Raw genomic sequence first — 25,026 nt, forward strand, 5'->3', positions numbered from 1 at the left:
CCATGTCGGAAGTGGCGGGGGACGCGACCCTGACAGTCGACGAGCTGTCGACTCGGGTCGGTATGACGGTGCGCACGTTGCGGTTCTACGCGGGGCGGGGGCTGATTCCGCCGCCGATCCGGCGCGGGCGGGTCGGGTACTACGGCGCAGAACACATCGCGCGGCTCGATCTGGTGCGCGAGCTGCAGGCGCACGGGTTCACGCTGCAGGCGATCGAGGGGTACCTGGACCGGATCCCCACCGACGCGACACCCCAGGACATCGCGCTGCACCGGACGCTACTGACGCCGTGGATGCGCGATCTCCCCGAAACGCTTGATCGGGCGACACTGGTACGGCGTACCGGCCGGGAGCTGAACGACGACGACATCGAAATGCTGGTGGCGCTCGGGGTGGTCGAGCCGACGCCCGACGAGGACGTGTTCCAGGTCGCGACCGCGCACCTGAGTCTCGGCGTCGAACTGCTCGACCTGGATCTCCCGGTCGAGGCCGTACTGGACGCCGGCCGCATCTTCACCGAGCACGGCCGCGCAATCGCCGAGGAACTGACCGAGGTCTTCCGCACCAAGGTCTGGCCCCACTACCGCGACTCCGGCGGCCCCCCGGAACACATCCAGCAACTAGTAGAACGCTTCAAACCAGTCACCATCCAAGGCCTCGTCCTGGCCTACGAACGAGCCGTAGGCGAAACCCAACGAGACACCATCCGCCGAACCCAACACAAACCCCGCTAACCCCACCCCCGCCCCACCCGCCCACCCCACCTCCCGCCACACCCCGGCCCACTGCCCAAGCAACCGCCCGCAGTCCGCGGTCCGCGGTCCGCGGTCCGCCACCCAACCACCCACCCACCCGCCCCGCCGCCCGACGCCCCGCCACATCGCGGGCCGTTGAACAGGTTGCCGGGGGCTCGCACTGGTTATTGCTTGTTCAATGCCCCCACCACGCCGGCACACCCCCACCTCCCGCCACACCCGCCCAACCAACCGCCCGCGGCACGTGGTCCGCCACATCGCGGGGCGTTGAACAGGTTGCCGGGGGCTCGCACCGGCTATTGCCTGTTCACTGCCCCCACACGCCGGCACCCCCACCACAGGCTGCGTTGACGCCCTCCGCTGTGGAGGTGGAGGTGGCCGGTGTGCCGGGGTGTGTGAACAGGTTGCCGGGGGCTCGCACCGGCTATTGCCTGTTCACTGCCCCCACCACGCCGGCACACCCCCGCCCCCGACACCTCCCGCCACACCCCGCCCCACCAACCGCACGCCCCGCCGCGCACGGTCCCGCGGTCCGCCACTCAACCACCCGCCCACCCAACCAACCCGCCGCCCGCGCTCGCCGCATCGCGGGGCGTTGAACAGGTTGCCGGGGGCTCGCATCGGTTATTGCCTGTTCAGCGCCCCCATCACGCCGACACATCCCCCACCACGGGCTGCGTTGGCGCCCTCCCGTTGAGCGTGAGGTCGGCCTGGGTGGGGCCGGAGGTGGGAGTGGGCGGGAGGGAGACGGAGTGGCGTACGGCGCGAGGTTAGGTCTGGGGTGGGGCGAGAGGTGGGGTAGGCCGGTGTGTCGGGATGTGTGAACAGGTTGCCGGGGGCTCGCACCTGTTATTGCCTGTTCAGCGCCCCCACCACGCCGGCGCGCCCCCACCACGGGCTGCGTTGAGGCCCTCCGCTGGGGCGGGAAGTCGGCGTGCGCGGGAGGCGGGAGCGGGTGGGACGGAAGGTACGCGTGGGTGCAGCGCGGAAGGTGCGCGTGGGTGCAGCGCGGGAGGTGGGCCTGGGGGCGGCGCGAGGTGGGCGTGAGGCGCGGCACGAGGTGGGAGTCGGGTGCGGCGCGACGTTAGGTGTGCGGCGGGGCGAGGGGTGGGGGTGGGCCGGTGTGGCGGGGTGGGTGAACAGGTTATTTGGTGTGCGGCGGGACCGGATGGCGTTCATGCCCCCGCTGACCTAAGGGGTTGGGGATGCGGAGGTAGGTGAGGCCTCGGAGGTCTAGGTAGGTGTTGGTGGGGCGAGGGGCGGGGGGGGGCTGGTGTGGCGGGGTGCTTGGACAGGTTATTGGTTGTGTGGCGGCACCAGATTGTGTTCACGCCCCCGCTGAATCACGAGTTGGGGATGCGGAGGTAGGTGAGGCCTCGGAGGTCTAGGTAGGTGTTGGTGGGGGTGGTTACTACGCGGAGGAGGACGGTGTCGCAGCCGGCGCAGCGGGCGATCATGCCGGGGGCGTCGACGTACAGGCGGGACTCGGCGAAGACGGTGGTTTGGCCGCAGCCGTTGCATTGGGCGATGGCTGCGGTGAGGTCGACTGCGAACAGTTCGCTCAGGGCGCCCGCGGCTGCGTTGCCGTCCAAGTAGTCGCTCATCGAGGTCCTCCTGTCGGGCCGAAACGTTCAGTTCTGACGCGGGCCGGGTCGTGCCCGGCTGCGACCAGTAGGTCCGCCACCGTCTCCACGAACGGCGTCGGGCCGCACACGTACGTCGTCGCGCCGTCCTCGGGCTTGAACGCGTACTGCTCGATCAGCTCCGCGTCGATCCGCCCGACCCGCGGCTCCCCGGCCGGCGCCTCCCGCGTATAGACGAGCCGTACGTCGACATCGTCCGACGCGGCGAGCTCCTTCAGATCGCTCACGTAGATCACCGACTCCGGCCGCCGCACGGAGTACAGCAACCGCGCCGGCGTCGTACCGGCGACTGCGTGCGCGCGCAGCATTGCCCGCATCGGAACGACACCCGATCCCCCGCCGATCAGCTGCACCGGCCCTTCCTGCTCGGGCTTCCACACGAACCACCCGCCGACCGGTCCCCGGATCTCCAACGGATCCCCGACCTTCAGCACCTCGACCAGGTACGGCGACACCTCGCCGTCAGGTACCTGTTCGACGGTCAGCTCGATCGTCGAGCCGTGCGAATCGTCCCAGGCCGACGCGATCGAGTAGGACCGCGACGCCCGGTACCCGTCGTCCGCGGTCAGCCGTACGTCGAGATGCTGCCCCGCGAGATGCCCCGGCCAGTCCGGCACGTCGAGCACGATCGTGCGAGCCGTCTCGGTCTCCCGCCGTACGTCGGCCACTGTGGCGACCTGCCACGTCAGTCGCCGGCGTATCGCTGTTCTTTCCATGGGTCTCCGTACTCGTGATAGCCGGCGGTCTCCCAGAAGCCGAGGTCCTCGGTGTCGGACAGCACCAGGCCCCGGACCCACTTGGCGCTCTTCCAGAAGTACAGGTGCGGAACGAGCAGCCGTGCGGGTCCGCCGTGCTCGGGGTGCAGCGGCTCACCGTCGTACTCGTAGGCGATCCAGGACTGCCCGTCGAGCAGATCCTCGAGCGGCACGTTCGTGGTGTAGCCGCCGTAGCTGTGTGCCATCGCGAAGTCCGCGCCGGTCTCGACGTCCGCGAGCAGCGTGTCGAGCGAGACGCCTTTCCAGGTCGTCTGCAGTTTGGACCACCGGGTCACACAGTGGATGTCCTTGGTGATCTCCTCGGCCGGCAACGCCGTCAGAGCCGCCCAGTCCCACTTGTATTTCTCGCCGGTCTCCGTGGTGACCGTGAACTCCCAGTGGTCGGTCAGGATGTGCGGTGTCGGTCCCGCCGACAGCACCGGAAACTCGTGCGTGAGGTACTGCCCCGGCGGCAGATCCGTCCCACCGCCGCGCCGACCTGTGAACCCCGGCGACACGATGCCCATAACGACCTCCCTCGGCTCCTGAACGCAGTCAATCACGACCACTTGCGTGCTGGGAGAGCCGCGGGACCGAACACGGGACTAGAATCGAGAACCAGAGCGCTGCCCCGGACCACGGCTCGCGCATCGCAGTGGGTCCGGGAGGGGCGGCGGAACCCGGCGACCGACGGATGAGGATCGCGGCATCGGGTACTGGTCATCCTTAGGCGGCTGGACCGGCGGAGCTGGGGACCGGGCACGGCGCGGCCGCAAAGAGTCTGTTGGTGACGCGCGCGCTATGAACAACACTTCGACGATCCGGCCGCTAGGGTGGGCATTCCGCCCACCGGCGGTTCGAGTCTGGACGGATTGGGTGGATCACGACCGCAGCGCGAGGGTGTGGGGGGCGATCAGAGCCGTTGCTGACGGCGCGAGCCCGTCGCTGGCGCACGCCGTGTCCGCCTGTGCGCAGGCCCTCTCCGCGGCCGGCGCCGGGCTCGCGATGACACGCGACGGCGGGCTGCTCGAGCCGGTGCTGGCCACGAGCCCCGAGATCGGCGAGCTGGACGAGCTGCAGTTCGAGCTTGGCGAGGGACCGAGCGGTGAGGCGGCCACCATCAGTGCGCCGGTGCTCAATCCCGACCTTGCCGGGGTCGCGGCCGGCCGACGCTGGCCGGCGTTCGCCGCGGCTGGTGGCGCACGGGGTGTGCGCGGCGTCTTCGCGTTCCCGGTCGCTGCCGGAGCCGCGAGGGTCGGCGTACTGACCGTTTACCGGCGGGAGCCGGGACCGCTGCAGCGCGAGCAACTGGAGGAGGCGTTGGTGTTCGCCGACGCCCTCTTCGTGCTCGCCCTGGACAGCCGGCATGGCGTCAGCCCGGACCTGGACGAGGTGATCGGGGCGGCCTTCACCGCTCGCCGTGCCGAGGTCCACCAGGCCGCGGGCAGACTCGCTTCCCAGCAGCGCATCAGTGTCACCGACGCGCTGCTGCGGCTGCGCGCCCACGCCTACAGCAGTGGACTGTCGTTGTACACGGTCGCCGTCGACGTGATGTCCGATCGTCTGCACCTGGACGGTGACCTCGCGACCGGCGGCCATCCACCGCGACAGCCAGACCCGACAGACCCGACAGACCCCGAACAGGACGAGAAGGAACAGGAGGAGGACTGATGAGTGCATCCGACCGTAGAGTGCGCGAGGTGTTCATCGAACTGTCGGACACGCTCGTCGACGACTTCGACGTCATCGAGTTCTTGGACCGGCTCGCCGCCCACTGCAGCGAGCTACTGGGGGTGTCGGCCTGCGGCATTCTGCTCGCCGATCACCACGGCGCGCTGAACCTGGTCGCGGCCTCCACCGAACAGGCGCGACTGGTCGAGCTGACCCAGCTGCAGACCCTCCAGGGCCCGTGCTTCGAGGCGTTCAGCACCGGCCGCCCGGTACAGCACCCGGACCTGCGGAACGCCCACGGGCGCTGGCCGCGCTTCACCGCGGCCGCTGTCAGCGGCGGCTACCTCTCGGTGCAGGCGCTGCCGATGCGCTTGCGCGACACCGTCCTCGGGGCGGTGAATCTGTTCAGCAGGACCACCGGGGAACTGGATGCCGACACCATCACCCTGGGGCAGGCACTGGCCGACGCGGCCACGATCGGCATCGTGCACCAGCGCGCGCTGGCCCGCCAGGAGATCGTCACCGAGCAACTCCAGAACGCACTGAACAGCCGGATCCTGATCGAGCAGGCGAAGGGATTCCTCAGCCACAGCCTCGACATCGACGTCGACGACGCGTTCGCCTTGATGCGTTCGTACGCCCGGGCCAACAACCGCCGCCTGACCGAAGTCGCCGACGACATCGTCCAGACCAGGCTGACACTCACCCCGGCCCCGGCGCCGGAGTAGTTGTCACGAGGCGTGGTGCCCTGGTGCCGTACGGGTTAGGCTGAGCGCGCCTGTTCGGGCATGCCCAAGACCTCGGCGCCAGGTGTGTCGCGCCGCCGGAGGGGTTGCGCACGACACACGGTGAGACCCAGCACAGGACGCTCGCAGCGTCTGCTGGTGATCAGGCGCAGGATCCGTCGCGACGGCGCCACCCGCGTGCGCACCGAGCGACGGTTCCCCTGCGTCTAGACACCCATCGTGCGGCCGATGATCTCTTTCATGATTTCGGTGGTGCCGCCGTAGATGGTCTGGATGCGGGTGTCCAGGTAGGCCTTGGCGATCGGGTACTCGGTCATGAAGCCGTAGCCGCCGTACAGCTGGAGGCATCGGTCGACGACCTTCTTCTGCAGCTCTGTGGTCCACCACTTCGCCATCGCGGCCTCCGCGACGGTCAGCGTGCCGGCGTTCAGTTCCTGGATGCAGCGATCGACGAACACCCGGGCGATCTGGGTCTCGGTGGCAAGCTCCGCCAGGACGAAACGACTGTTCTGGAACGACCCGATCGGACGGCCGAACGCCTTGCGGTCCTTCACGTACCGCAGCGTGTCGTCGAGGATGTTCTCGCAGGCGGCGGCCGCGACGACCGCGATCGTCAACCGCTCCTGGGGCAGCTTCTCCATCAGGTAGATGAAGCCCTTGCCCTCCTCGCCGAGCAGGTTGTCCACGGGGACCCGGACGTCGTCGAAGAACAGCTCCGCGGTGTCCTGGGCCTTGAGGCCGATCTTGTCCAGGTTCCGGCCGCGCTCGAACCCGGGCATCCCGCGCTCGACCACGATCAGCGAGATCCCCTGCGCACCGGCGTCCGGGTCGGTCTTCGCCACCACGATCACCAGGTCGGCCAGGATCCCGTTCGAGATGAACGTCTTCTGCCCGTTCAGCACGTAGTGGTCGCCGTCGCGCCGCGCGGTGGTCTGGATCCCCTGCAGGTCGCTGCCGGCCCCGGGCTCGGTCATCGCGATCGCGGTGATCGTCTCCCCCGAACAGAACGCCGGCAGCCAGCGCGCCTTCTGCTCGTCGGTCGCGTAGTCCAGCAGGTACGCCGAATTGATGTCGGTGTGGATGGTGAAGCCGACCCCGCTCGCGCGAACCCGGGTCAGTTCCTCGATGAGCACGGTGTTGAACCTGAAGTCCCGCGCGCCACCACCGCCGTACTGCTCCGGCATCATGAAGCCGAGCAGGCCCGCCGCGCCGGCCGCGGTCCAGAGCTCGCGCGGGACGATCCCGGCGTCTTCCCAACTGTCGTGGTGCGGGACGATCTCCTTGTCGCAGAACGACCGGACGGTCTCCCGGAAGGCGTCGTGATCGGCGTCGAACAGCTGACGTTCCACGGGCGGATTCCTTTCAGTCCTGTACGGCGGCGCCGGACTCGAGCAGCCCGTCGATATCTGTGATCCCCCAGTCGGCCAAGGCTTCCCGGGTGTGCTCCCCCGGCCGCGCGGGCGGCCGGTCCAGGCTGGTCGGCGTACGGTCGAAGCGCGGCGCGGGGGCCGCCTGCCGGACGCCGTGGTGGTCCACAAAGGTGCCTCGGGCAACGAGATGCGGGTGGTCGCCGGCCAACGGAAGCACGGGCGCGACGCAGGCGTCCGAGCCGTCGAACAGCTTCGTCCACTCGGCCTGCGTCCGCTGCCGGAACGTCTCGGTCAGCACCTTCCGCAACTCCGGCCACCGCGAAGGATCGTTGCGGTCCGGCGCGTCCAGACCGAGCTTGTCGATCAGCTCGGCGTAGAACTGCGGCTCCAGCGCCCCGACCGCGACATGCTTCCCGTCGCCGGTCTCGTACACGTCGTAGAACGGCGCACCGGTGTCCAGCAAATTCGTCCCGCGCTCCTGCTGCCACGATCCGGCGGCGAGGGCCCCGAGCAGCATCGTCGTCAGGTGTGCCGAGCCGTCCACGATCGCCGCGTCCACGACCTGTCCCTGACCGCTGCGCTGGGCCTCGTTCAGCGCCGCGAGTACGCCGATCACGAGGTACAGCGATCCGCCCGCGAAGTCACCGAGCAGGTTCGCCGGTACCTGCGGCGGCCCGCCGGCCCGCCCGATCAGATGCAGCGCGCCGGACAATGCGAGGTAGTCGATGTCGTGCCCGGCCGCTTGCGCGAGCGGACCGTCCTGCCCCCACCCGGTCATCCGCCCGTACACCAGCCGCGGACTGATCGCGTGACAGTCCGCCGGCCCGAGCCCGAGCCGCTCGGCCACCCCGGGCCGGAACCCTTCGACCAGTACGTCGGCCTGCGCGACCAGCCGCCGTACGACGTCGACCGCGGCCGGCTGCTTGAGGTCCAGGGCCGCACTGCGCCGGCCGCGGTTGACCAGATCCAGCTCCGGCGGGCCCATCGACACCCCGCCGCCGGGGCGATCGATCCGCAACACCTCGGCGCCGAGCTCGGCCAGCATCATGCACGCGAACGGCGCCGGACCGATACCGGCCAGCTCGACCACCTGCACGCCCTCGAGTGGACCCATGGGCGCTATTGTGACAGTCCTACTGTCACAGTCGTCAAGTCATCCTGCGCGTTCCCGCCAGTGCGGTGAGCGGCAGCACCACCATCAGGCCCACGCCGACCGCGAGTACGACGGACCAGCCGGGCTGGTCGCCGTCGAGATGGCCGAGGTGGAAGGCCGTGTGCGGCACCGAGAAGGCGAGATAGGCGAGCAGCGCCAAGGTCGCGAGGTAGCGGTCGAGGCGGATCGCGGCGGCGGTCAGGACGACGCCGAGGCCGAGCGACGCCGCACCGAAGTCGCGGAACGCGTGCTCGGCGAACGGCGGATCCCAGTCGACCGTCGGAACGTTGTCGTAGAACGTCTTCGGCGCGAACGTCAGCCAGAACCCGAGGACGAACTGGAGCGCGGCGAGCGCCACCAGCACGCCGCGCACGTACCCCCTCATCCGAGGTACTCCGCGAACGTGATCCGCCCGTACGCCGGACCGTCCACCGTCGCCTCGCCGTCGGCAAACGCCCGGAACGTCTTGCCGCCCAGCCGCAACGGCAGCACCGGCCGGCGCGACGACCTCGCCTGCTTCCACATCCGCGCCAGTTCGACGACGGGCCGGCGCTCCGGACCGCCGATGTCCGCGGTGCGACCGTTGACCGGAGGCTCGTCGACGAGCTCGGCGAGCCGGACCGCGACGTCCTCGACGGCGATCGGCTGCAACGTGATCGAGGGGGCGAGCACCACCGGCAGGAAACGCTGCGCGGCGAAGACCCGGTCGACCAGGTTGTGGAACTGGGTCGCCCGTAGGATCGTGTACGGCACGCCCGACTCGGCGACCAGGCGCTCGGACTCGAGCTTGTACCGGTAGTACGCGAGCGGGATGCGTTCGATGCCAGCGATCGACATCACCACGAGGTGCTGCACGCCCTTGGCGGCGTCGAGCAGGTTTCGAGTCTGCTCGACGTCCCGGCGGCCCTGGCTCGTGGCCAGGTGCACGACCACGTCCGACCCGTCGATCGCCGCGGCCAGTCCTTCGCCGGTTGTCAGATCGCCGACGACCCGGTCGGGGCCAGGCTTCCGGCTGAGCACGCGGACCTGATGATCGGCGGCGCGCAATCGAGCCACGGTCGGCCGGCCAAGGGTGCCGGTTCCACCGGTGACAAGGATGGAGGTCATTGTGCTGGATTCCTTTCGGTCACCAGCTGAGATCGGGCAGCCCTCCGATTTGTGACAACTGGGCGACGGCGAAGGCCAGTTTCTCGGGGTTCATCACGAACTGCACATCGGTGACGCCCTCCGGCCCGACGCCGATGAAGCAGATCGCCATGATGGTCCCTTCGGGCCCGACGGCCACCAGCGCGGGACCGCCGTTCGCCTCCGTCAAGCGGGCCTCGATACCGACACCGAAACGCTGGAGCGCCCCGACCAGGTAGCGCGCCACGCGGTCGCGGCCGACCAGCACGTTGCGGGCCGCGGACACCTTGCCGCCGCTGTCGGCGCGCGACACCACGCCCTCGGCCAGCAGCTTCTCGAGCTCCTCGATCTCCCCCAGCCGAGCGGCCGCGATGAACCGCTCGACCAGTTTCCGCCAACCCGCCTGGTCGACCGGCTGCTGACGTGGCCCTTCGGCGCTCAGCTTCTTACCCGCCCGCGACGCCAGCTGCCGCGCGTTCGCTTCCGACGTTCCGATCAACTCGGCAACCTCGCGGTACCCGTAGGCGAACGCCTCGCGCAGCACGTACGCCGCTCGCTCGGCAGGCGTCAGCCGTTCGAGCAGGAGCAACAGCGCGAACGACACCGACTCCCGCTCCGCCACGACCTCCAACGGCCCGAGCGCATCGAACTCGGACCGCCCGGTCAGCACAGGTTCCGGGAGCCACTGCCCGACGTACATCTCCCGCCGCGCCCGCGCCGACGTCAGCTGCCTGATCGACAGGTTGGTGACAACCTTCGCCAGGTACGCGTCCGGATCACGCACCGTCGTACGGTCGACATCCTGCCAACGCAGCCACGCGTCCTGCACGATCTCCTCGGCATCGGTCGCCGTACCGGTCATCCGGTATGCGATCCCGAACAGCCGCCCCCGCTGGCGCTCGAAGTCATCCACGCGCTCAGTCTGTCAGCAGGCGTGCACGGACCTCGAGTTCGGTGAGCTCGATGAGCTGCCAGCCGCGGTGGCCCGCGTTCGCCTGGCCTTGGGCAACCTTGGTCACGAGCCGGACGACGTGACCGGGGGCAGCATCGGCGTACTCCGCGCCGAGCCGCTCCGCGAGCTGCCGCAGGGCGGCCTGGGTGCGGATGATGTCCGCGAGGTTCATCGGTGCGCCACCAAGGCGACCCGCAACCCGACGACGGTGACGCTCATTTTCCCCCTGGACCATCCGCAGCGACGGATCGTCGCCAGGGGCAGGGGCGCACTCGGGGTTGACAGTAACACCGCGGGTGCGCCAGTGAACAGGCAGTCACACCCTGTTTCAGGACTGGCGGAACTTCTCGGCCGCCCGCTGGATCGTGGCGTAGTAGTCGGACCAGGCGGCCTCGTCGAGCATGTCGGCGTCCTTGCCGCCTTGGCCGTCGATCAGTTCGCGGACGATGTCCGCATGGCCGGCGTGGTGTGCGGTCTCGTCGACGACGCGGACCAGCAGGGCGCCGAACGTCGTACTGCGCTGGCCCTCGGCCCAGTGCGGCACCTCCGCCGGGTGGTCGAGGTCGAGCTCGGCGATGGAGCGGTCGCTGTGGGCGCAGGCCTCGCGGTAGAGGCCGGTGATGTACTCCGTCGACTCGTCCGGCTTCGCCCACATGTCGGCGCCCTCCCACACCGATCCGTCCGCTTCCCACGGCAGTACGTCGGCCGGCGGGCGCCCCACGCTGGTCCCGAGGTACACGTACTCGATGCCGACCAAGTGCTTCACCAGCCCGAGCAGATTGGTCCCGGACGGCACGAGCGGACGGCGGCGGTCGTACTCACCGATCCCGTCAAGCTTGGCGAGCAGCAACGCGCGGGTGTCCTGAAGATACTGCTGGAGGTGGGACTTCACGGCGCTCCTGGTGGGATGAACGGGACGCGTGGTGCGCCGTGCTCGATCAGGTGTAGCAGGGCGGCGGTGTCGGCGTACTCATCGATCATGTCGGCCAGCCGGTCCAGCCGCTCCTCGCGCAACCCCGCGAACGAGACCGTGCCGTCGGGCGCGGGCTTACCGGTGAGCGCGGCGACCTCGGTGAGGAACGCATGGCGTGCGGCATCGTCGTCCAGCAGACCGTGCCAGATCGTGCCCCACGTGTTCCCCGCCCGGCAGCCCCCCGGGAACTCGTCGGCGTCACCGATCACGTCGACAACACCATGATGGATCTCGTACGCCGTTCGCGCCGGGCGGGCCAGCGTCTTCTCACGGGCAAACGTGGTTGCTACCGGCAACAGCCCGAGACCGGCCTGCGAGCCACCCGACTCGACCCCGTGCGGGTCGGAGATCGTTGCGCCGAGCATCTGGTATCCGCCGCAGATGCCGAGCACCGGACGGCCCGCCGCGACCCGTGCGGCCACGGCGTCGGCGAGGCCGAGCGACCGCAACCACTCCAGGTCGGCGCCGGTCGCGCGCGAACCCGGCAGCACGACGAGGTCGGCGTCGCGGACCTCCCCCGGGCTCGTGGTGAAGAACACGCTGTTGGTCGGCTCCACCGCCAGCGCATCGAGATCGGTGAAGTTGCTGATCCGCGGGAACCGCACCACCGCGATCGTCAACAGGTCGCCCGGCGAGGTACGCCGTACCGGGATGTCCAGCGCGTCCTCGGAGTCCAGCCACAGCTCGGGCAGCCACGGCAGTACGCCGTACGTCGGGCGGCCGGTGACCGAGGCGAGCATGTCGATCCCCGGCTGCAGCAGCGAGACGTCGCCGCGGAACTTGTTCACCAGGAACCCGCTGATCAAGGCCTGGTCGGCGGCGTCGAGCAACGCGACGGTCCCGAACATCGACGCGAACACTCCCCCGCGGTCGATGTCGCCGACCACGACGACCGGAGCCTTGGTGTGCTGCGCGAGGCCCAGGTTCACGTAGTCCGACTGCCGCAGGTTGATCTCGGTCGGGCTGCCCGCGCCTTCGCTGATGACCACGTCGTACCTCGACGCGAGATCGTCGTACGCCGCGAACGCCGCCTTCGCCAGCTCCGCCCGCTCGGTCAGGAAGCCGCGGGCGGACAGCTCACCCCACGGCTCGCCCATCAGGACGACGTGGCTGCGGCGGTCGCTGCCCGGTTTGAGCAGGACCGGGTTCATCGCGGCCTCGGGCTCGGCGCCGGCGGCAACGGCCTGGATCCACTGCGCGCGGCCGATCTCGGTGCCGTCCGCGCAGACCATCGAGTTGTTCGACATGTTCTGCGCCTTGTACGGCGCCACGCGCACGCCCTGCCGCGCCAGCCACCGGCACAGCCCGGTGACGACGGTCGTCTTCCCGGCGTCGGACGTCGTACCGGCGATCAGCAGCGAACCCACGCCGCAATCTTAGGGTTCGTCCTCCCGGCGCGGCCGGGAGGCCGCGGAACGCGGCGCCGAACCCTGGAACCGGGTGCCGCCGGTGGTCGACGACAGCGGCGTTGCGATGTCCTCCAGGGACTTGCCCTCCGCGTCCACCCCGAACACCCACGCGATGATCCCGCCGGCCAGCATCACGACCGCGCCGATGATGTATCCGACCGTCAGCGGCCCGCGCGCCGGGTTGTCGCCCTCACCGATCAGGGAGGCGAACAGGTACGGCGCGATCACGCCGCCGGTCAGCTGCGAGATCGCGAAGAAGAACGAGATCGCCTGCCCGCGCAGCTCGATCGGGAAGATCTCGCTCACCGTCAGGTACGCCGACGACGCACCGGCCGACGCGAAGAAGAACACCACGCACCACAGCCCGGTCAGCGACGCGGCGTTCAGTGCGCCGGCGTTGAACAGCAACGCGGTGATGAACAGGACGATGGCCGACAGCGTGTACGTGCCGAGGATCATCTTCCGGCGGCCGACGGTGTCGAACAGGTGCCCCAGCAGCAGCGGACCGGCCAGGTTGCCGATCGCGAACGGGAAGAAGTACAGCGCGACGCTGGAGTCGTTCAGACCGAAGTACGACTTCAGCACCAGTGCGTAGGTGAAGAAGATCGCGTTGTAGAGGAACGCCTGGGTGACCATCATCGAGAAGCCGAGGAACGATCGGCTGCGGTAGTCGCGGAGCATCACCCTGGCGATCTCGCGGTACGTCACCGGCGGGTAGTCGACCACCTCGATCGCCTCGTCGTCGCGGACCTCGCGCAGTTCGCCGCCTTGCCGCCGTACCGTCGCCTCGATGTCGTCGACGGTCCGCTCGGCTTCCTCGACCCGGCCGTGCGTCATCAGCCAGCGCGGGCTCTCCGGGATGTGCCGGCGCAGGTAGATGATGACCAGGCCCATCACCGGCCCGATCAGGAAGCACAGTCGCCAGCCCCACTCGACCGGGATGATGTCCGTGTTCAGGAACAGCAGACCGACCGCGGAGCCGATCAGCGCACCGGCCCAGTAGGTGCCGTTGATGCCGATGTCGACCCGGCCGCGGTACTTCGACGGGATCAGCTCGTCGATCGCGGAGTTGATCGCGGCGTACTCACCGCCGATGCCCATCCCGGCGACGAACCGGAAGAACAGCAGCGACCCGAGGCGATACGGAGTCTCGTGCCGGCCCGGAGCTCATCCTTGCTCCTCCCGGCCCGTGGTTGTGGAAGCCTTTGGGCCGGTACCCCAGGAGTGACGAACTCCAAACGGTCAGTGAGCAGGAGAGGCGAGGAGCAGTACTTCGGCGGTCGAGAGCTTGGCCAGGTCGGCGCCGTCGACGAGGAGTTTGGAGGCGCGCATCCCGCTGCCGATCACGACCGGGCCGGCGGCCGCGACCGCTTCGTCGACCAGGACCGGCCAGTCCGCGGGCAGCCCGATCGGCGTGATCCCGCCGTACTCCATCCTGGTCGTGCCGACCGCGTCGTCCTGCGCGGCGAACGAGATCTTCCGGACGCCGAGGTGCTTGCGGATCACGCCGTTCACGTCTGCCCGGTGGGTGGCGAGCACCATCACCGCGGCGTACGTCGACTCACCGGCTCGCTTGCCGTGGACGATCACGCAGTTCGCCGACGCCGCCAGCGGTACGTCATACTCCGCGCAGAACGCGGCCGTGTCCGCGAGGCCGGGATCGATCGCGGCCGCGTACGCCGGGATCGACCCGAGAGCGTCGCGGACCGGGTCGGCCAGAAGCTCCGGCACCTCGGCGGCCGGCTTCCACTCGAGCTTGCCCAGTACCGTCACTCGCCCTCCCGCTTCACGAGGTCGGCGTACTCGGTGTGGTCGGCGAGGAAGTCGATGTAGAACGGGCAGAGCGGCTTGACCCGGAGGCCAAACGCCCGTGCGTCGTCGAGCGACTGGGTCGCGATCCGGCCGGCCACGCCCTGGCCGCGAAACTCCGGCAGCGTCTCGGCGTGCAAGAAGCTGATCACACCGGGGTGCAGCCGGTAGTCGACGAATCCCATCAGATTGCCCTCGGAGTCGACCGCTTCGTACCGGCTCCGGTCCTTGGCGTCGACCACGCTGATCTCGTTCTCCATGCCCGCCACTCTAGCCAGGCCGCCCTGGACCGGCGCTGTCCTGGACCGGCCGTGCCCTAGTGTGCCGCCGGTGCATAATTCGCTACCCGGGTTCGCGGAGCTCCCTGCGCCTGCGAGCGGTCCTGACCACTTCCTGGCAGCACTGCGGAACGCCGACTGGTCGGCGTTCGAGCCCTCTCGTGACCTGCCTCCACTGCGCACCGCGCTTGCCGAGCTGCAGCAAAATCACGGCGTGACGGACGCGCACCGGTTCGCGACCGAACAGATCAAGTCTCTCGGTGCGGTACTCCGCCACCCCGACGGGCATCTGGTCGAGATCGACGCCTTGGCGCTGAGTCCCTGCGGGCGTTACGTCGCGGTCGGCTCGTGGTGCGGCGACGACTACGACCGCGGAGGTGTGCTGCAGATCTGGGAGCTCGACACCGGGCGCTGCGTCAACAAGCTGGACGGAGTCCCCGGTGGCGTGGGCTGGCCCGGGTACGCACGCAGCATCCAGTGGTCGCCCGACGGGCAGCGGGTCGCGTTGGCGTTCAACACCAACATGGTCGGGCTCTGGGACCCGTTCGGTGCGGACGGCGAGGAGCCGATCGGCGATGCCTCGGTGACCGACGGCGGTTCGCGCCCACCGGACTTCGCGTTCGCGCCCGACGGAACGCATGCCTACATCGGGATGCGGGCCCCGCGCGAGGTGCACGGCTGCATCGCGCCGCTCGCCTCGGGACACTTCTTCTACAACGCGTACGACGAGGAGGGTCCGCAGCCCGCGTGGCTGGCCGAGACCCTGCCGGCACCGATCAAGGCACGGCTCGGCGACAACGAGCTCTTCTTCGAGCAGGTCTTCTGGTCACGGGACGGCTCGCGGATCTACGGCTACAACCGGCGCAGCTGGGCGGCGTCGATCGACGTTCGCAGCGGCCAGGTGGTGTGGCTCGATGGTGCCGACACGCACGGCCAGGCCCCGGCCTGGAGCCTCGACGAGCGCCTGGTGGCGGTTCACCTGGACGGGCGCCTGTTGATCGCCGACGCCCAGACGGGTGCGCTGGTGGGCGAGCTCCCCGGACTGCCCGGGGCCTCCTTGTCCTGGGGCGCCGGTGGTCGACTCGCCGTGGTTCTGAACGACCACCACTTCCCTCGCGTGGTTGTGCACGACCCTGACGGGCGCAGCCACCACCTCCACGTAGCGCCGAAGGCTGCGGACTGGGAGCTTCCCGACGCAGGGGTCTGGGCATGGTCGCCGGACGGCGAGTTCGCCGCCTGCCTCACCTCGGCCGATCAGATCGAGATCTGGTCGCCTGGGGCCTACCCCGAGGCCGTGGACATCTTCGACGTACCCGAGGACACCGCCGGTGTGCTCTGGGGCGCGGAAGGCGTGCTCGTCGCGGCCGGCCGCACCAGGCTGCGATTCATCGAGGCCTCAACCGGCGATGTGCTCGGCGAGTACGTCTTCCTGCGCGAGCCGTACGCCTCGCGTCCGCTCGAGCTCGACGGTGACGACATCGGCGCCGACCTCCAGTACGAGGAGCACGGAGACCCGTCGTTCGTCCTCGACGACGACACCTGGGCGGCGGCGTTCGCGCCGGGACTGGTGATCGCCCCCGAGGACCGGCGCGACGACCTGGACGAGTTGCTCGCCTGGGTGCTCGACCGGCGGTACTCCTGGCCCACGTGGTGGGGCGGGCTGGACATCGTTCCGGACGCGGAGACCGCGGCCGGACGCCTCGGAGCGCCGTACGACGAGTACCTCGAGCCATTCGTCGGCGCACCCGAAACCGCGCCCGCCGAAACCTGGCCGCCGCCGAACACAGCGACCGTGGACGACCTGTTCCGGCTCGCGCTGGACTCGGTCCGGCCGTTGCGCTCGGGCTGGGATCACCATGTCAGCGAGAGCCTCCGGCACGCGGCCCGGCTGCGCGCGCGGCGTGGGGAGGCGCAGGGCGCGATGGAACTGCTGGCGGCCGTTCGCACTCCGGCCGAGCGGCTCCGCGGCACGGCCGACGTCGCGCTGATCCTGGCCGCCGCCGGCCGACTCGACGAGGCCCGCGCCGTCTTCACCGTGACCGACTCCGACATTGACGCCGTACTCGACGAGTACAACGTGGCGTTCATCGCGTCGTCGATCGGCGGCGCGTACACCGCGCTCGGCGACGCAGCCCGGGGCGATGCCTGGTTCGCCCGCGCCCAGGCCGCGATCGAGCCCGAGACCAATCCGGGTCAGCATCGCCTGGCCGTTGCGTGGGCGCTGGTCGAATGCGGCCGCATCGACGAGGCCCGCACCGTCTGGCAGGGCGCGACCACCACGCCGTCGACGTTCTACACCACGCCCTTCCTGGCGTACCTGGTGCGAACGGGACGAGACGGCCTCGCCCGGGAGTTGTTCTCGCTCAAGGGCACGTCGGGGACGGACTACGTCTCCTACTCCGAGGACGGTGAGCAGACATACCTCGGGCACCTCGAGGAGGGCTGGTTCGACGGCTGGGAAGGCGTGGAGGTGCTCGCTGCCCTGGGGCGTCCGGACCTGGTTCGTGACTGGGCTCGGGTGTTCGGCGACGGATACGCGTACGACGACGTACTCGAAAAGGCCGAAGCCACCGCGCGCGACCGAGGTCCCCGGCCGACACCGGCCGAGATCTCCGGGCTGGTGGACGAGTACGGCACGCTGCTGAAGACGCCGCGCGCCCGGCGCGAGCACCCGACCCAGTTGCTCGTCCTGCAGGCCGCCGCCTGCCGTCACCTCGGCGCGGTCATGAACCTGATCCCGGCGTTGCCTGACGACGACTTCAACGGTCAACCCGGATCCGCCTTCCGCGCCCTCTGGATCGCAGCGACCGGCGTCGACGTCGAACCCTGGTGACCAACTCACCGGACGATAGCTGTGGACAGGCGGTAGCATCACCCGCTGGAATGGGTGCGTGGCAGGGCGTGGGACAGGGTGAGTGAGCAGACGACTGTGAGCGGCGGCGAAGGCGGGCCGACCGCTCTCCGGATCATGCTCGGCGGGCAGTTGCGGCGGATGCGTGAATCCGCCGGGATCAGTCGCGCCGACGCGGGCTGGCAGATCCGGGCGTCGGAGTCCAAGGTCAGCCGGATGGAGCTCGGCCGGGTCGGGTTCAAGGAACGCGACGTCAGCGACCTGCTCGAGCTGTACGGGATGGCCGACGAGGACGAGCGCTACCGATTGATGGAACTGTCCCGGGCCGCGAACAACCCGGGCTGGTGGTCCCGGTACGGCGACGTGATGCCGAGCTGGTTCGCCAACTACGTCGGGCTCGAGGTCGCCGCGACCCTGATCCGGACGTACGAGGTGATGTTCGTCCCGGGCCTGTTGCAGACCGAGGAGTACGCGCGGTCCGTCGTACAGATGGGCAAGTCGTTCCTGCCGCATCAGGAGGTCGACCAGCGGGTGGAGCTGCGGGTGACCCGGCAGCAGATCCTCACCCGGCCGAACCCGGCCCGGTTGTGGGTCGTCATCGACGAGTCGGTGCTGCACCGGCCGGTCGGCGGCGAGGAGGTGATGCGGGCGCAGATCGAGCACCTGCTGAAGTGGTCGCAGCAGCCGAACATCACGCTGCAGGTGATGCCGTTCAGCAGCGTCGGGTACCCCGGCGCCGGCGGCGCGTTCAGCCTGCTGCGGTTCCCGGACGGCGATCTGCCGGACGTCGTCTACATCGAGCACGCGGCGAGCGCGGTGTACCTGGACAAGCTCGAAGAGGTCGACGAGTACGTCGCGATCATGGAAGGGCTGACGATCTCCGCAGCCCCGGTGTCCGCAACCGAGGGCCTCCTGACAGAGGCCCTCGCGCGGATGTGAATCAGGCGACCTTGAGGTCGACCTCGATGTTGCCGCGGGTGGCGTTGGAGTACGGGCAGACCTGGTGCGCCTTGGCGACGAGGTCCTCGGCGGCCCCGCGGTCCAGGCCGGGAAGGCTGACGACCAGTGCGACCTCGAGGCCGTAGCCGGCGCCGCCGTTGATCGGGCCGATGCCGACCTCGGCGGTGACGGTCGAGCCGTCGACGTCCAGCCGGGCCTTGCGGGCCACGACCTTCAGCGCACTGTGGAAGCAGGCCGCGTAGCCGGCCGCGAACAGCTGCTCCGGGTTGGTTCCGTTGCCGCTGCCACCCATCTCGGCCGGCGGCACGACCAGAACGTCGAGCTTGCCGTCGTCGGTGGCGACCTTGCCGTCCCGGCCGCCGTTCGCGGTGGCGCGGGCGGTGTACAGAACCTTCTCAACAGCGATAGTCATAAGTGTTTTCTCCTAGCGAGTGGGGTCGAGCAGCAGCTTGCCGACGGTCCGGCGAGCTCGCATGTCTTCGTGGGCGGAGGCGACGTCGGACAGCGCGTACTCGCCGCCGACGAGCGGGCGGAGCTTGCCGCCCGCGGTCAGGTCGAACAGCTCGGTCAACGGACCGCCGAGCAGCTGCGGGTTCGCGAAGCAGTCGGCCAGCCAGAAGCCTGCGATGGTCTTCGAGCCCTTCATCAACCGGCTCGGGTCGATCGGCGCGGCCGACTGCCGGGACGCGGCACCGAACGTGACCAGGCGGCCGAAGCGGCCCAGGGCGGCGAACGACTCGTCGAACGTCGGGCCGCCGACCATCTCGAGCACGATGTCGACGGGCTTGCCGCCGTTCGCCTCGAGGATGCGGTCCTTCAGACCTTCCGGCGTACCGTCGATCGCGGCGTCGGCGCCCAACTCGAGGACCTGCTTGCGCTTCTCCTCGGTGGAGGCGGTTGCGATCACGCGACCGGCGCCCCAGAGCTTGGCGAGCTGGACGGCGAGCGAACCGACACCGCCGGCACCAGCGTGCACGAGGACGGACTCCCCCGGCTGCAGGTGCGTCGACGTCTTGAGCAGGTGCCACGCCGTGGTGCCCTGCAGCACGAGCGCCAGCGCGTCCCCGTCACTGACACCTTCCGGGACATCCCAGGCGTACGGCGCGTGGGCGACAGCCTGCTCGGCGTAGCCCCCGGACCCGATGAGCGCGACCACCCGGCGGCCGTCCGCGGTGTGGCCGACGACCTCGCCGCCCGGGATCAGCGGGAGCTCGGTCTTGGAGAGGTAGCTGTTCTCGACCTGGTGCGTGTCCGCGTAGTTGATGCCCGCGCGGTCGACCGTGATCAGGACCTGCCCCTCGCCGGCGACCGGCGCCGGGACATCGCTGACCTTGAGGACCTCGGGTCCGCCGAACTCGGTGATCTGAATGGCTCGCATACACCGTACTATACACTGTACGTTAAGAACGTCGAAGGGAGATGGGTCACACCATGGCGCGGACACCGCGGAACACCTTGAGCGCCGACCTGATCGTGCGGACCGCGCTCGAACTGATGGAGGCGAAGGGCACCGACGCGTTCAGCCTGCGCGGGGTCGCCGGTGAGCTCGGCGTCGGCCCGATGGCGCTCTACACGTACTTCCGGAACAAGGACGACTTGTACGACGCCGTACGCGATCACCTGATGGGGCTGCTGCCCGCCGTACCGTCGGACGAGGCGTGGCCGGACCAGGTGCGAGCGGTGTGCCGGTCGCTGCGGCTGCTGATGCTCCAGCACCCTTGCCTTGCGCAACTACTGGCCGGACGGCCGTTGAGCGGGCACGAGACGGCGCGGGTCGCTGAGGGTCTGCTCGGCGTACTGCGGGCCGCCGGGTTCGACGCGGAGACGGCCGCGCGGACGCACACGACGTTGTTCACGTACGTGCTCGGGTCGACGTCGTGGGAGATCCAGATGGCCGCCGAACGCCGCGACCCCGAGGCATGGCGGCGGCTGCGCACGTCGATGGAGTCGCTGTCCGCGCGGGACTTCCCGTCGGTCGTCGAACTGGCGCCGGAACTGGCCCGGACGACAGGCGGCGACGAGCAGTTCGACTACGGGCTGGATCTCTTGCTCGCCGGGCTGCAGCTACAGGTCAGAACACCATCGTGACGATGGCGAGGACGCCGATGCAGACGATCAGCGCGCGGAGTGCGATCGGCGGGAGTTTCCGGCCGTAGCGGGCGCCGATGAAACCGCCGATGGTCGAACCGACCGCGATCAGACCGGCCGCGAGCCAGTCGATGTCGTGCACGAGGATGAACAGAATCGCGGACGCGGTGTTCACGACCGTGGCGAGGACGTTCTTCAGGCCGTTCATCCGCTGCAGGTTCGAGTCCAGGCCGAGGCCGAGGATCGCCATCAGCAGCACGCCTTGCGCGGCTCCGAAGTACCCGCCGTACACACCGGTGGCGAAGACGGCCGGGATCACCCACCAGGCGCCGCGGTGCAGGTGCGACGGAGCACTGATCCACTTCGACAGCCACGGCTGGAAGGCGACCAGCAGACAACCGAGCAGGATCAGGACGGGTACGACGGCGTGGAAGGCGGAGTCGGGCAGCGTGAGCAGCAGCACTCCCCCGACGATGCCGCCGGCCAGTGACGCCGGCACCAGGCGGATCAACCGGCCGCGCTGGCCTTCGAGCTCGCGACGGTAGCCGATCGCGCCGGCCGCCGTACCGGGGGCCAGACCGACCGTATTGCTGACGTTCGCCAGCACCGGAGGGATGCCGACGGCAAGCAACGCGGGGAAGGTGAGCAGCGTGCCCGACCCCACCACGGCGTTGATCGTTCCCGCGCCCATCCCCGCCAGCAGGACGAACACCGCCTCGAACCATGTCATCGCTGCAGAACTCTACGCACCTGACCAGGCCCTCGCAGAGCTGTCCGACGATTGAACACGCAAGAGCCCTCCCGAAACAGTCCGGGAGGGCTCTCGTGCAGTTGTCAGCGCTGCGGCGGTTCCTGCGCCGGCGGCTCCTGGCTGGGGGCCGGCGGCGGGATGCTCGGAGTGGCCTGGCCGCGGGTGCTGACGGCCGCGGACTCGGCCGCGGCGATCGCTTCGCGGACCGCGTTGTCGGCCTCGACCACCGCGGCCGGCGCGGCCGCTCCCGTGTCGAGCTCCGCCACCTCGCCGTTGGACAGCTCCGGCGCCTCCCAGTTGCCCTCGGCCTTCTGCGTGATCCCGGCCACCTGGCCGACCGCGCTGCCGAGACCCTTGAGCGCGTCACCGATCTCGCTCGGCACGATCCACAGCTTGTTCGCGTCGCCCTGGGCGATCGACGGCAGCATCTGCAGGTACTGGTACGCGAGCAGACCCTGGTCCGGCTTGCCGGCGTGGATCGCGTTGAAGACCGTCGTGATGGCCTGCGCCTCACCCTGCGCCTTCAGGATCCGCGCCTCCCGCTCGGCCTGGGCCCGCAGGATCCGGGACTGCTTGTCACCTTCGGCGGTGAGGATCGCGGACTGCTTCTGGCCCTCGGCGGACAGAACGGCCGACTGCCGCATACCTTCCGCGGTGAGGATCGCGGCGCGCTTGTCACGGTCGGCGCGCATCTGCTTCTCCATCGAGTCCTGGATCGACGCCGGCGGGTCGATCGAGCGCAGCTCGACGCGGTTGACGCGGATGCCCCACTTGCCGGTCGCCTCGTCCAGCACGTACCGGAGCTTCTCGTTGATCTCCTCACGCGAGGTCAGCGTCTGCTCCAGGTCCATGCCGCCGATGATGTTCCGCAGCGTGGTCATGGTGAGCTGCTCGATGGCCTGGATGTAGTTGGAGATCTCGTACGTCGCGCGCACCGGGTCGTTCACCTGGAAGTAGATGACGGAGTCGATCGACACCATCAGGTTGTCCTCGGTGATGACGCCCTGCGGCGGGAACGCGACCACCTGCTCGCGCATGTCGATGGTGTAGCGAACCTTGTCGACGAACGGGGTCAGCAGGTTCAGGCCCGGCTGCAGGCCGGTCTTGAACTTACCGAACCGTTCGACGATGCCGACGGTCTGCTGCTGCACCACCCGGACGGACTTGACCAAGGTCACGATCACCACTAGTGCGACCAGTGCCAGGACTATGAGGAACGCGGTCACTTTGACCCTCCACTCGAACGGACCCTCAGGACGGACAGTCTTCCGTATCGACGGGGCAGGCGCCGTACCGGTTCCCGGCGCGTCGGATGCCTGATCGAGCAGCTACTTCACCCGTCCCTCACCTCGACACTACTGCGCCGAGGGGACCACTCAACCGGCTGTGCGGCTTGCTCTTGGCCGGCTTCAGCTCTTGGGCGGGTCCGTCGGCTTGGGGTCCTGGGTCGGTTCCGGCATGTCCAGCTGGTGGTGCAGCGGCTCGCCGACCGGGTAGACGACCGCGGTCGCGCCGTCGATCGACATCACCTCGACGCGCGTCCCCGGGGCGATCGTCGACACCTCGTCGTACGGGCGGGCCGTCCACAGCTCACCGCCGAGCCGGATCGAGCCGCCGCCGTCGGGATGGATCTCCTTGACCACGAGACCGGACTTGCCGATCACATGGGCGGAGCCGGTCTTCAGCTCCTGGCCGTGATGGATCTTCCGGACGATCATCGGCCGGATCGCGGCGAGCATCGCGGCCGCGGTGATCAACCCGACGACGATCTGCAGCCACAGCAGCCCCGGGAAGATCGCCGCCACACCGGCTGCGGTGAGCGCACCGGCGGCCAGCATCAGCAACGTGAAGTCCAGCGAGGCCAGCTCAGCCAGGCCGAGGACGGCAGCGATCGTCAGCCACGCCGCCCACATGTTGTCCCGCAGCCAATCCATCATTTCCCAAGCCTATCTACCTCGGGGGCTTTCAAGCAGATGTTGGACGCGTCATCACCCCCCACCGCTCCCCCACCCAACCGCATTTCCCTGGCTAACCCACCAATTCGGGGGTTCCTGACCCGCAACCAGAGTCCAGAACCCATAAGTTGCTGGGTCTGCCAGGGAAATTGGTGGGTGAGCCAGGCAAATTGGGGGTCAGAGGGCGCGGGCGGTGTAGCGGCCGTCCTCCTGCTTGAGGGTGAGGGCCAGATCGAAGGTCTCGCTGAGGGTCTCGGCGGTCAGCGCCTCGTCCATCGGGCCGGCGGCGACGATGCGGCCCTGCTTGAGGAGCAGGGCGTGGGTGAAGCCGGGCGGGATCTCCTCGACGTGATGCGTGACCAGCACCATCGCGGGCGCCCCGACCGCGGTCGCGATCGAGCTGAGCGAGCGGACCAGCTGTTCGCGTCCGGTCAGGTCGAGGCCGGCCGCGGGCTCGTCCATCAGCATCAGTTCGGGGTCGGTCATCAGCGCGCGGGCGATCTGGACGCGCTTGCGCTCACCCTCGGACAGCGTGCCGAACGTGCGGTCGGCCAGGTGCGCGATCCCGAGCTCGGCCAGCAACGCGTTGGCGCGTTGGTGATCGAGTTCGTCGTACTCCTCGATCCAGCGGCCGAGGACGGCGTACGACGCCGACATGACGACGTCGGACACCCGCTCGCTCTTCGGCAACCGGTCGGCGAGCGCGGCGCTGGTCAACCCGATCCGCGGTCGCAGCTCGAAGACGTCGACCGCGCCGAGCACCTCACCGAGCAGTCCGGCGACCCCGGCCGTCGGGTGCATCTGGGCGGCGAGGATCTGCAGCAGGGTCGTCTTGCCGGCGCCGTTCGGCCCGATCACCACCCAGCGGTCGGCCTCGTCGACCGTCCAGTCGATCCCGTCGAGCAGCCGCGCGTCACCGCGGACGATCGTCACCCCGGCCAGCTCCACCACTGCAGTCATGCTCAAAACCTAAGGGGTCGCCGTCGGCGGGCGGTCGTCGGGTGGTGAGAGACTTGCGAGCGTGTTGACGACCTCCGCCTCGCTTCGGTTCACGGTGTGGACGAACGCGATGCTGACCGGTGCCTGCGACCCCGACACCGCCGCGCAGAAGATCCTGGGTGACGACGTCGGTCACCACGTCGCGGGCCTCGCAAACCATCCCGAGCCGGCCACCCTGCCGGTCGCCCTGAATCTGCTGCGCGCCGCGGGTACGACGCAGGCGCATCTCGCGCTGCCGGTGCCGGGTGACCCGATCGGCCTGGCCGGACCGCCGACGTTCAACGAGGCCGCGCTGGAGACCGGCGAGGCCGTCGTACTCACGGGGCCGGAGCTCGGACTCGTTCCGGCGTACGTCGGTCCAGCGGTGCAGTGGACCGTGCTACCGGCCGCTTCGCCGCTGCCTGCCGACCTCGGTGAGGCGGACCGCGGGTTGCGGATGGCGCTGATCGAGGCGGCCGAGTCGTTGGCCGCGCTGGATGTCGCGCGCTGGAAGCCGGAGGTCGCGGACGCGCTGATCGACATCCGGCGGATCGGTCAGGGACGCGGTGACGATCTGGCTCCGGGGTACGAGCCACGCGCGGTGAAGACCGCGGCGACGGCCCGGCGCTGTCTCGCGATTGCGGACGCCGCCCTCGACGACGACGGCGCCGCGGTCACCGGGGCCGAGGCCGATGCTCGCCGGCGTGCCCTGCTCGAGCTGGCCGCCGCGGCGCGGCGGGCGTTGGTGGCGGCCTGCGCGCCTCCGATTCACGCCTGAGATTTGGACCGGACACCGGACGGTCA

At 69.5% G+C, this 25,026-nt stretch carries 27 protein-coding genes; 7 read left to right on the top strand and 20 right to left on the bottom strand.

Translation table 11 applies throughout. The annotated features are described in order from the left end of the window. Positions 1-2: 2 nt before the first annotated feature. Positions 3-734: a MerR family transcriptional regulator gene (locus tag E0H45_RS23460; RefSeq protein WP_165546576.1), complete on the top strand. Its 732-nt coding sequence runs from the start codon at positions 3-5 to the stop codon at positions 732-734. 1,364 nt (positions 735-2,098) lie between these two features. Here E0H45_RS23460 and E0H45_RS23465 read toward each other — a convergent pair. The 3 genes from E0H45_RS23465 to E0H45_RS23475 are packed head-to-tail and all read right to left on the bottom strand — an operon-like array spanning position 2,099 to position 3,680. After that, positions 2,099-2,359, bottom strand: coding sequence for a DUF6510 family protein (locus E0H45_RS23465; protein WP_131340905.1), 261 nt, complete (start codon positions 2,357-2,359; stop codon positions 2,099-2,101). Beyond that, complete coding sequence (locus tag E0H45_RS23470) at positions 2,356-3,114, bottom strand: ferredoxin reductase (protein WP_131340907.1); 759 nt, start codon at positions 3,112-3,114, stop codon at positions 2,356-2,358. Before E0H45_RS23470 ends, E0H45_RS23465 begins: the two co-directional genes overlap by 4 nt. Then, entirely contained in the window at positions 3,084-3,680 is a 597-nt protein-coding gene (locus E0H45_RS23475) for a sulfite oxidase-like oxidoreductase (RefSeq protein ID WP_131340909.1), read from the bottom strand. Before E0H45_RS23475 ends, E0H45_RS23470 begins: the two co-directional genes overlap by 31 nt. Before the next feature lie 349 nt (positions 3,681-4,029). On the opposite strand from E0H45_RS23475, the gene E0H45_RS23480 reads away from it, so the two are divergent. Together E0H45_RS23480 and E0H45_RS23485 are read left to right on the top strand one after the other, a co-directional pair. Further along, positions 4,030-4,824, top strand: a complete 795-nt coding sequence (locus E0H45_RS23480; protein ID WP_131340911.1) for an ANTAR domain-containing protein — start codon at positions 4,030-4,032, stop codon at positions 4,822-4,824. Beyond that, positions 4,824-5,552 (top strand): GAF and ANTAR domain-containing protein, encoded by a 729-nt coding sequence (locus E0H45_RS23485; protein ID WP_131340913.1) that lies wholly within the window; start codon positions 4,824-4,826, stop codon positions 5,550-5,552. The genes E0H45_RS23480 and E0H45_RS23485 overlap by 1 nt, the downstream gene beginning before the upstream one ends. A 224-nt stretch (positions 5,553-5,776) precedes the next feature. Here E0H45_RS23485 and E0H45_RS23490 read toward each other — a convergent pair whose 3' ends face one another. From E0H45_RS23490 to E0H45_RS23540, 11 genes are all read right to left on the bottom strand, one after another. Next, entirely contained in the window at positions 5,777-6,919 is a 1,143-nt protein-coding gene (locus E0H45_RS23490; RefSeq protein ID WP_131340915.1) for an acyl-CoA dehydrogenase family protein, read from the bottom strand. 13 nt (positions 6,920-6,932) lie between these two features. Then, positions 6,933-8,054, bottom strand: coding sequence for a CaiB/BaiF CoA transferase family protein (locus tag E0H45_RS23495; RefSeq protein WP_131340917.1), 1,122 nt, complete (start codon positions 8,052-8,054; stop codon positions 6,933-6,935). Between the two features lie 34 nt (positions 8,055-8,088). Then, positions 8,089-8,478 (bottom strand): DUF4345 family protein, encoded by a 390-nt coding sequence (locus E0H45_RS23500; protein ID WP_131340919.1) that lies wholly within the window; start codon positions 8,476-8,478, stop codon positions 8,089-8,091. Further along, on the bottom strand, positions 8,475-9,200 hold the full coding sequence (locus tag E0H45_RS23505) for an SDR family oxidoreductase (protein WP_131340921.1): 726 nt from the start codon (positions 9,198-9,200) through the stop codon (positions 8,475-8,477). The genes E0H45_RS23500 and E0H45_RS23505 overlap by 4 nt, the downstream gene beginning before the upstream one ends. 19 nt (positions 9,201-9,219) lie before the next feature. After that, positions 9,220-10,131: an RNA polymerase sigma factor SigJ gene (sigJ, locus tag E0H45_RS23510; protein ID WP_131340923.1), complete on the bottom strand. Its 912-nt coding sequence runs from the start codon at positions 10,129-10,131 to the stop codon at positions 9,220-9,222. A 4-nt stretch (positions 10,132-10,135) separates the two neighbouring features. Continuing rightward, on the bottom strand, positions 10,136-10,342 hold the full coding sequence (locus E0H45_RS23515; protein WP_131340925.1) for a hypothetical protein: 207 nt from the start codon (positions 10,340-10,342) through the stop codon (positions 10,136-10,138). 156 nt (positions 10,343-10,498) lie between these two features. Further along, a complete protein-coding gene (locus E0H45_RS23520; RefSeq protein ID WP_131340927.1) occupies positions 10,499-11,062 on the bottom strand; it encodes a DinB family protein in 564 nt (187 codons plus the stop codon). After that, entirely contained in the window at positions 11,059-12,510 is a 1,452-nt protein-coding gene (locus tag E0H45_RS23525; RefSeq protein WP_131340929.1) for a cobyric acid synthase, read from the bottom strand. Before E0H45_RS23525 ends, E0H45_RS23520 begins: the two co-directional genes overlap by 4 nt. Before the next feature lie 9 nt (positions 12,511-12,519). Continuing rightward, the gene (locus E0H45_RS23530) at positions 12,520-13,680 is read right to left on the bottom strand and encodes an MFS transporter (RefSeq protein WP_337590423.1); all 1,161 of its coding nucleotides are present in this window, start codon (positions 13,678-13,680) and stop codon (positions 12,520-12,522) included. Positions 13,681-13,794: 114 nt separating this feature from the next. After that, positions 13,795-14,325 (bottom strand): YbaK/EbsC family protein, encoded by a 531-nt coding sequence (locus tag E0H45_RS23535; protein ID WP_131340931.1) that lies wholly within the window; start codon positions 14,323-14,325, stop codon positions 13,795-13,797. Further along, positions 14,322-14,621, bottom strand: a complete 300-nt coding sequence (locus E0H45_RS23540; protein ID WP_131340933.1) for a GNAT family N-acetyltransferase — start codon at positions 14,619-14,621, stop codon at positions 14,322-14,324. The genes E0H45_RS23535 and E0H45_RS23540 overlap by 4 nt, the downstream gene beginning before the upstream one ends. Positions 14,622-14,691: 70 nt before the next feature. Between E0H45_RS23540 and E0H45_RS23545 the strand changes: the two genes are divergently transcribed. Beyond that, the gene (locus E0H45_RS23545; RefSeq protein ID WP_131340935.1) at positions 14,692-17,472 is read left to right on the top strand and encodes a WD40 repeat domain-containing protein; all 2,781 of its coding nucleotides are present in this window, start codon (positions 14,692-14,694) and stop codon (positions 17,470-17,472) included. 135 nt (positions 17,473-17,607) lie between these two features. Then, complete coding sequence (locus tag E0H45_RS23550) at positions 17,608-18,429, top strand: helix-turn-helix domain-containing protein (RefSeq protein ID WP_131343728.1); 822 nt, start codon at positions 17,608-17,610, stop codon at positions 18,427-18,429. 1 nt (position 18,430) lies between these two features. Here E0H45_RS23550 and E0H45_RS23555 read toward each other — a convergent pair whose 3' ends face one another. Both E0H45_RS23555 and E0H45_RS23560 read right to left on the bottom strand, forming a co-directional pair. After that, positions 18,431-18,862, bottom strand: coding sequence for an organic hydroperoxide resistance protein (locus E0H45_RS23555; RefSeq protein ID WP_131340937.1), 432 nt, complete (start codon positions 18,860-18,862; stop codon positions 18,431-18,433). A gap of 12 nt (positions 18,863-18,874) precedes the next feature. Beyond that, positions 18,875-19,828, bottom strand: a complete 954-nt coding sequence (locus tag E0H45_RS23560) for a quinone oxidoreductase family protein (RefSeq protein WP_131340940.1) — start codon at positions 19,826-19,828, stop codon at positions 18,875-18,877. 53 nt (positions 19,829-19,881) lie between these two features. On the opposite strand from E0H45_RS23560, the gene E0H45_RS23565 reads away from it, so the two are divergent. Next, entirely contained in the window at positions 19,882-20,538 is a 657-nt protein-coding gene (locus E0H45_RS23565) for a TetR/AcrR family transcriptional regulator (RefSeq protein ID WP_238155209.1), read from the top strand. Here E0H45_RS23565 and E0H45_RS23570 read toward each other — a convergent pair. The 4 genes from E0H45_RS23570 to E0H45_RS23585 all read right to left on the bottom strand — a co-directional run bounded on the left by E0H45_RS23570 (position 20,522) and on the right by E0H45_RS23585 (position 24,204). Then, a complete protein-coding gene (locus E0H45_RS23570; protein ID WP_131340944.1) occupies positions 20,522-21,268 on the bottom strand; it encodes a sulfite exporter TauE/SafE family protein in 747 nt (248 codons plus the stop codon). The genes E0H45_RS23565 and E0H45_RS23570 overlap by 17 nt on opposite strands. Positions 21,269-21,372: 104 nt before the next feature. Next, entirely contained in the window at positions 21,373-22,515 is a 1,143-nt protein-coding gene (locus E0H45_RS23575; RefSeq protein ID WP_131340946.1) for an SPFH domain-containing protein, read from the bottom strand. Positions 22,516-22,698: 183 nt separating this feature from the next. Further along, positions 22,699-23,226, bottom strand: a complete 528-nt coding sequence (locus E0H45_RS23580; RefSeq protein ID WP_131340948.1) for an NfeD family protein — start codon at positions 23,224-23,226, stop codon at positions 22,699-22,701. A gap of 195 nt (positions 23,227-23,421) precedes the next feature. Next, positions 23,422-24,204 carry an ABC transporter ATP-binding protein gene (locus E0H45_RS23585; protein ID WP_131340950.1) on the bottom strand — a complete coding sequence of 261 codons (783 nt, stop codon included), beginning with the start codon at positions 24,202-24,204 and terminating at the stop codon, positions 23,422-23,424. Between the two features lie 61 nt (positions 24,205-24,265). On the opposite strand from E0H45_RS23585, the gene E0H45_RS23590 reads away from it, so the two are divergent. Beyond that, a complete protein-coding gene (locus E0H45_RS23590) occupies positions 24,266-25,000 on the top strand; it encodes a hypothetical protein (protein WP_202872495.1) in 735 nt (244 codons plus the stop codon). The last annotated feature ends 26 nt before the right edge of the window (positions 25,001-25,026 follow it).

The organism is Kribbella soli, from assembly GCF_004331345.1.
GTDB lineage: Bacteria > Actinomycetota > Actinomycetes > Propionibacteriales > Kribbellaceae > Kribbella > Kribbella soli.

What these genes read in the sequence shown, in the direction of transcription:
- E0H45_RS23460 (WP_165546576.1), top strand. Translation starts at nt 3, where the DNA reads ATGTCGGAAGTGGCGGGGGACGCGACCCTGACAGTCGACGAGCTGTCG.
- E0H45_RS23465 (WP_131340905.1), bottom strand. Translation starts at nt 2,359, where the DNA reads ATGAGCGACTACTTGGACGGCAACGCAGCCGCGGGCGCCCTGAGCGAA.
- E0H45_RS23470 (WP_131340907.1), bottom strand. Translation starts at nt 3,114, where the DNA reads ATGGAAAGAACAGCGATACGCCGGCGACTGACGTGGCAGGTCGCCACA.
- E0H45_RS23475 (WP_131340909.1), bottom strand. Translation starts at nt 3,680, where the DNA reads ATGGGCATCGTGTCGCCGGGGTTCACAGGTCGGCGCGGCGGTGGGACG.
- E0H45_RS23485 (WP_131340913.1), top strand. Translation starts at nt 4,824, where the DNA reads ATGAGTGCATCCGACCGTAGAGTGCGCGAGGTGTTCATCGAACTGTCG.
- E0H45_RS23495 (WP_131340917.1), bottom strand. Translation starts at nt 8,054, where the DNA reads ATGGGTCCACTCGAGGGCGTGCAGGTGGTCGAGCTGGCCGGTATCGGT.
- E0H45_RS23500 (WP_131340919.1), bottom strand. Translation starts at nt 8,478, where the DNA reads ATGAGGGGGTACGTGCGCGGCGTGCTGGTGGCGCTCGCCGCGCTCCAG.
- E0H45_RS23505 (WP_131340921.1), bottom strand. Translation starts at nt 9,200, where the DNA reads ATGACCTCCATCCTTGTCACCGGTGGAACCGGCACCCTTGGCCGGCCG.
- E0H45_RS23515 (WP_131340925.1), bottom strand. Translation starts at nt 10,342, where the DNA reads ATGAACCTCGCGGACATCATCCGCACCCAGGCCGCCCTGCGGCAGCTC.
- E0H45_RS23540 (WP_131340933.1), bottom strand. Translation starts at nt 14,621, where the DNA reads ATGGAGAACGAGATCAGCGTGGTCGACGCCAAGGACCGGAGCCGGTAC.
- E0H45_RS23550 (WP_131343728.1), top strand. Translation starts at nt 17,608, where the DNA reads ATGCTCGGCGGGCAGTTGCGGCGGATGCGTGAATCCGCCGGGATCAGT.
- E0H45_RS23555 (WP_131340937.1), bottom strand. Translation starts at nt 18,862, where the DNA reads ATGACTATCGCTGTTGAGAAGGTTCTGTACACCGCCCGCGCCACCGCG.
- E0H45_RS23560 (WP_131340940.1), bottom strand. Translation starts at nt 19,828, where the DNA reads ATGCGAGCCATTCAGATCACCGAGTTCGGCGGACCCGAGGTCCTCAAG.
- E0H45_RS23565 (WP_238155209.1), top strand. Translation starts at nt 19,882, where the DNA reads ATGGCGCGGACACCGCGGAACACCTTGAGCGCCGACCTGATCGTGCGG.
- E0H45_RS23570 (WP_131340944.1), bottom strand. Translation starts at nt 21,268, where the DNA reads ATGACATGGTTCGAGGCGGTGTTCGTCCTGCTGGCGGGGATGGGCGCG.
- E0H45_RS23580 (WP_131340948.1), bottom strand. Translation starts at nt 23,226, where the DNA reads ATGATGGATTGGCTGCGGGACAACATGTGGGCGGCGTGGCTGACGATC.
- E0H45_RS23585 (WP_131340950.1), bottom strand. Translation starts at nt 24,204, where the DNA reads ATGACTGCAGTGGTGGAGCTGGCCGGGGTGACGATCGTCCGCGGTGAC.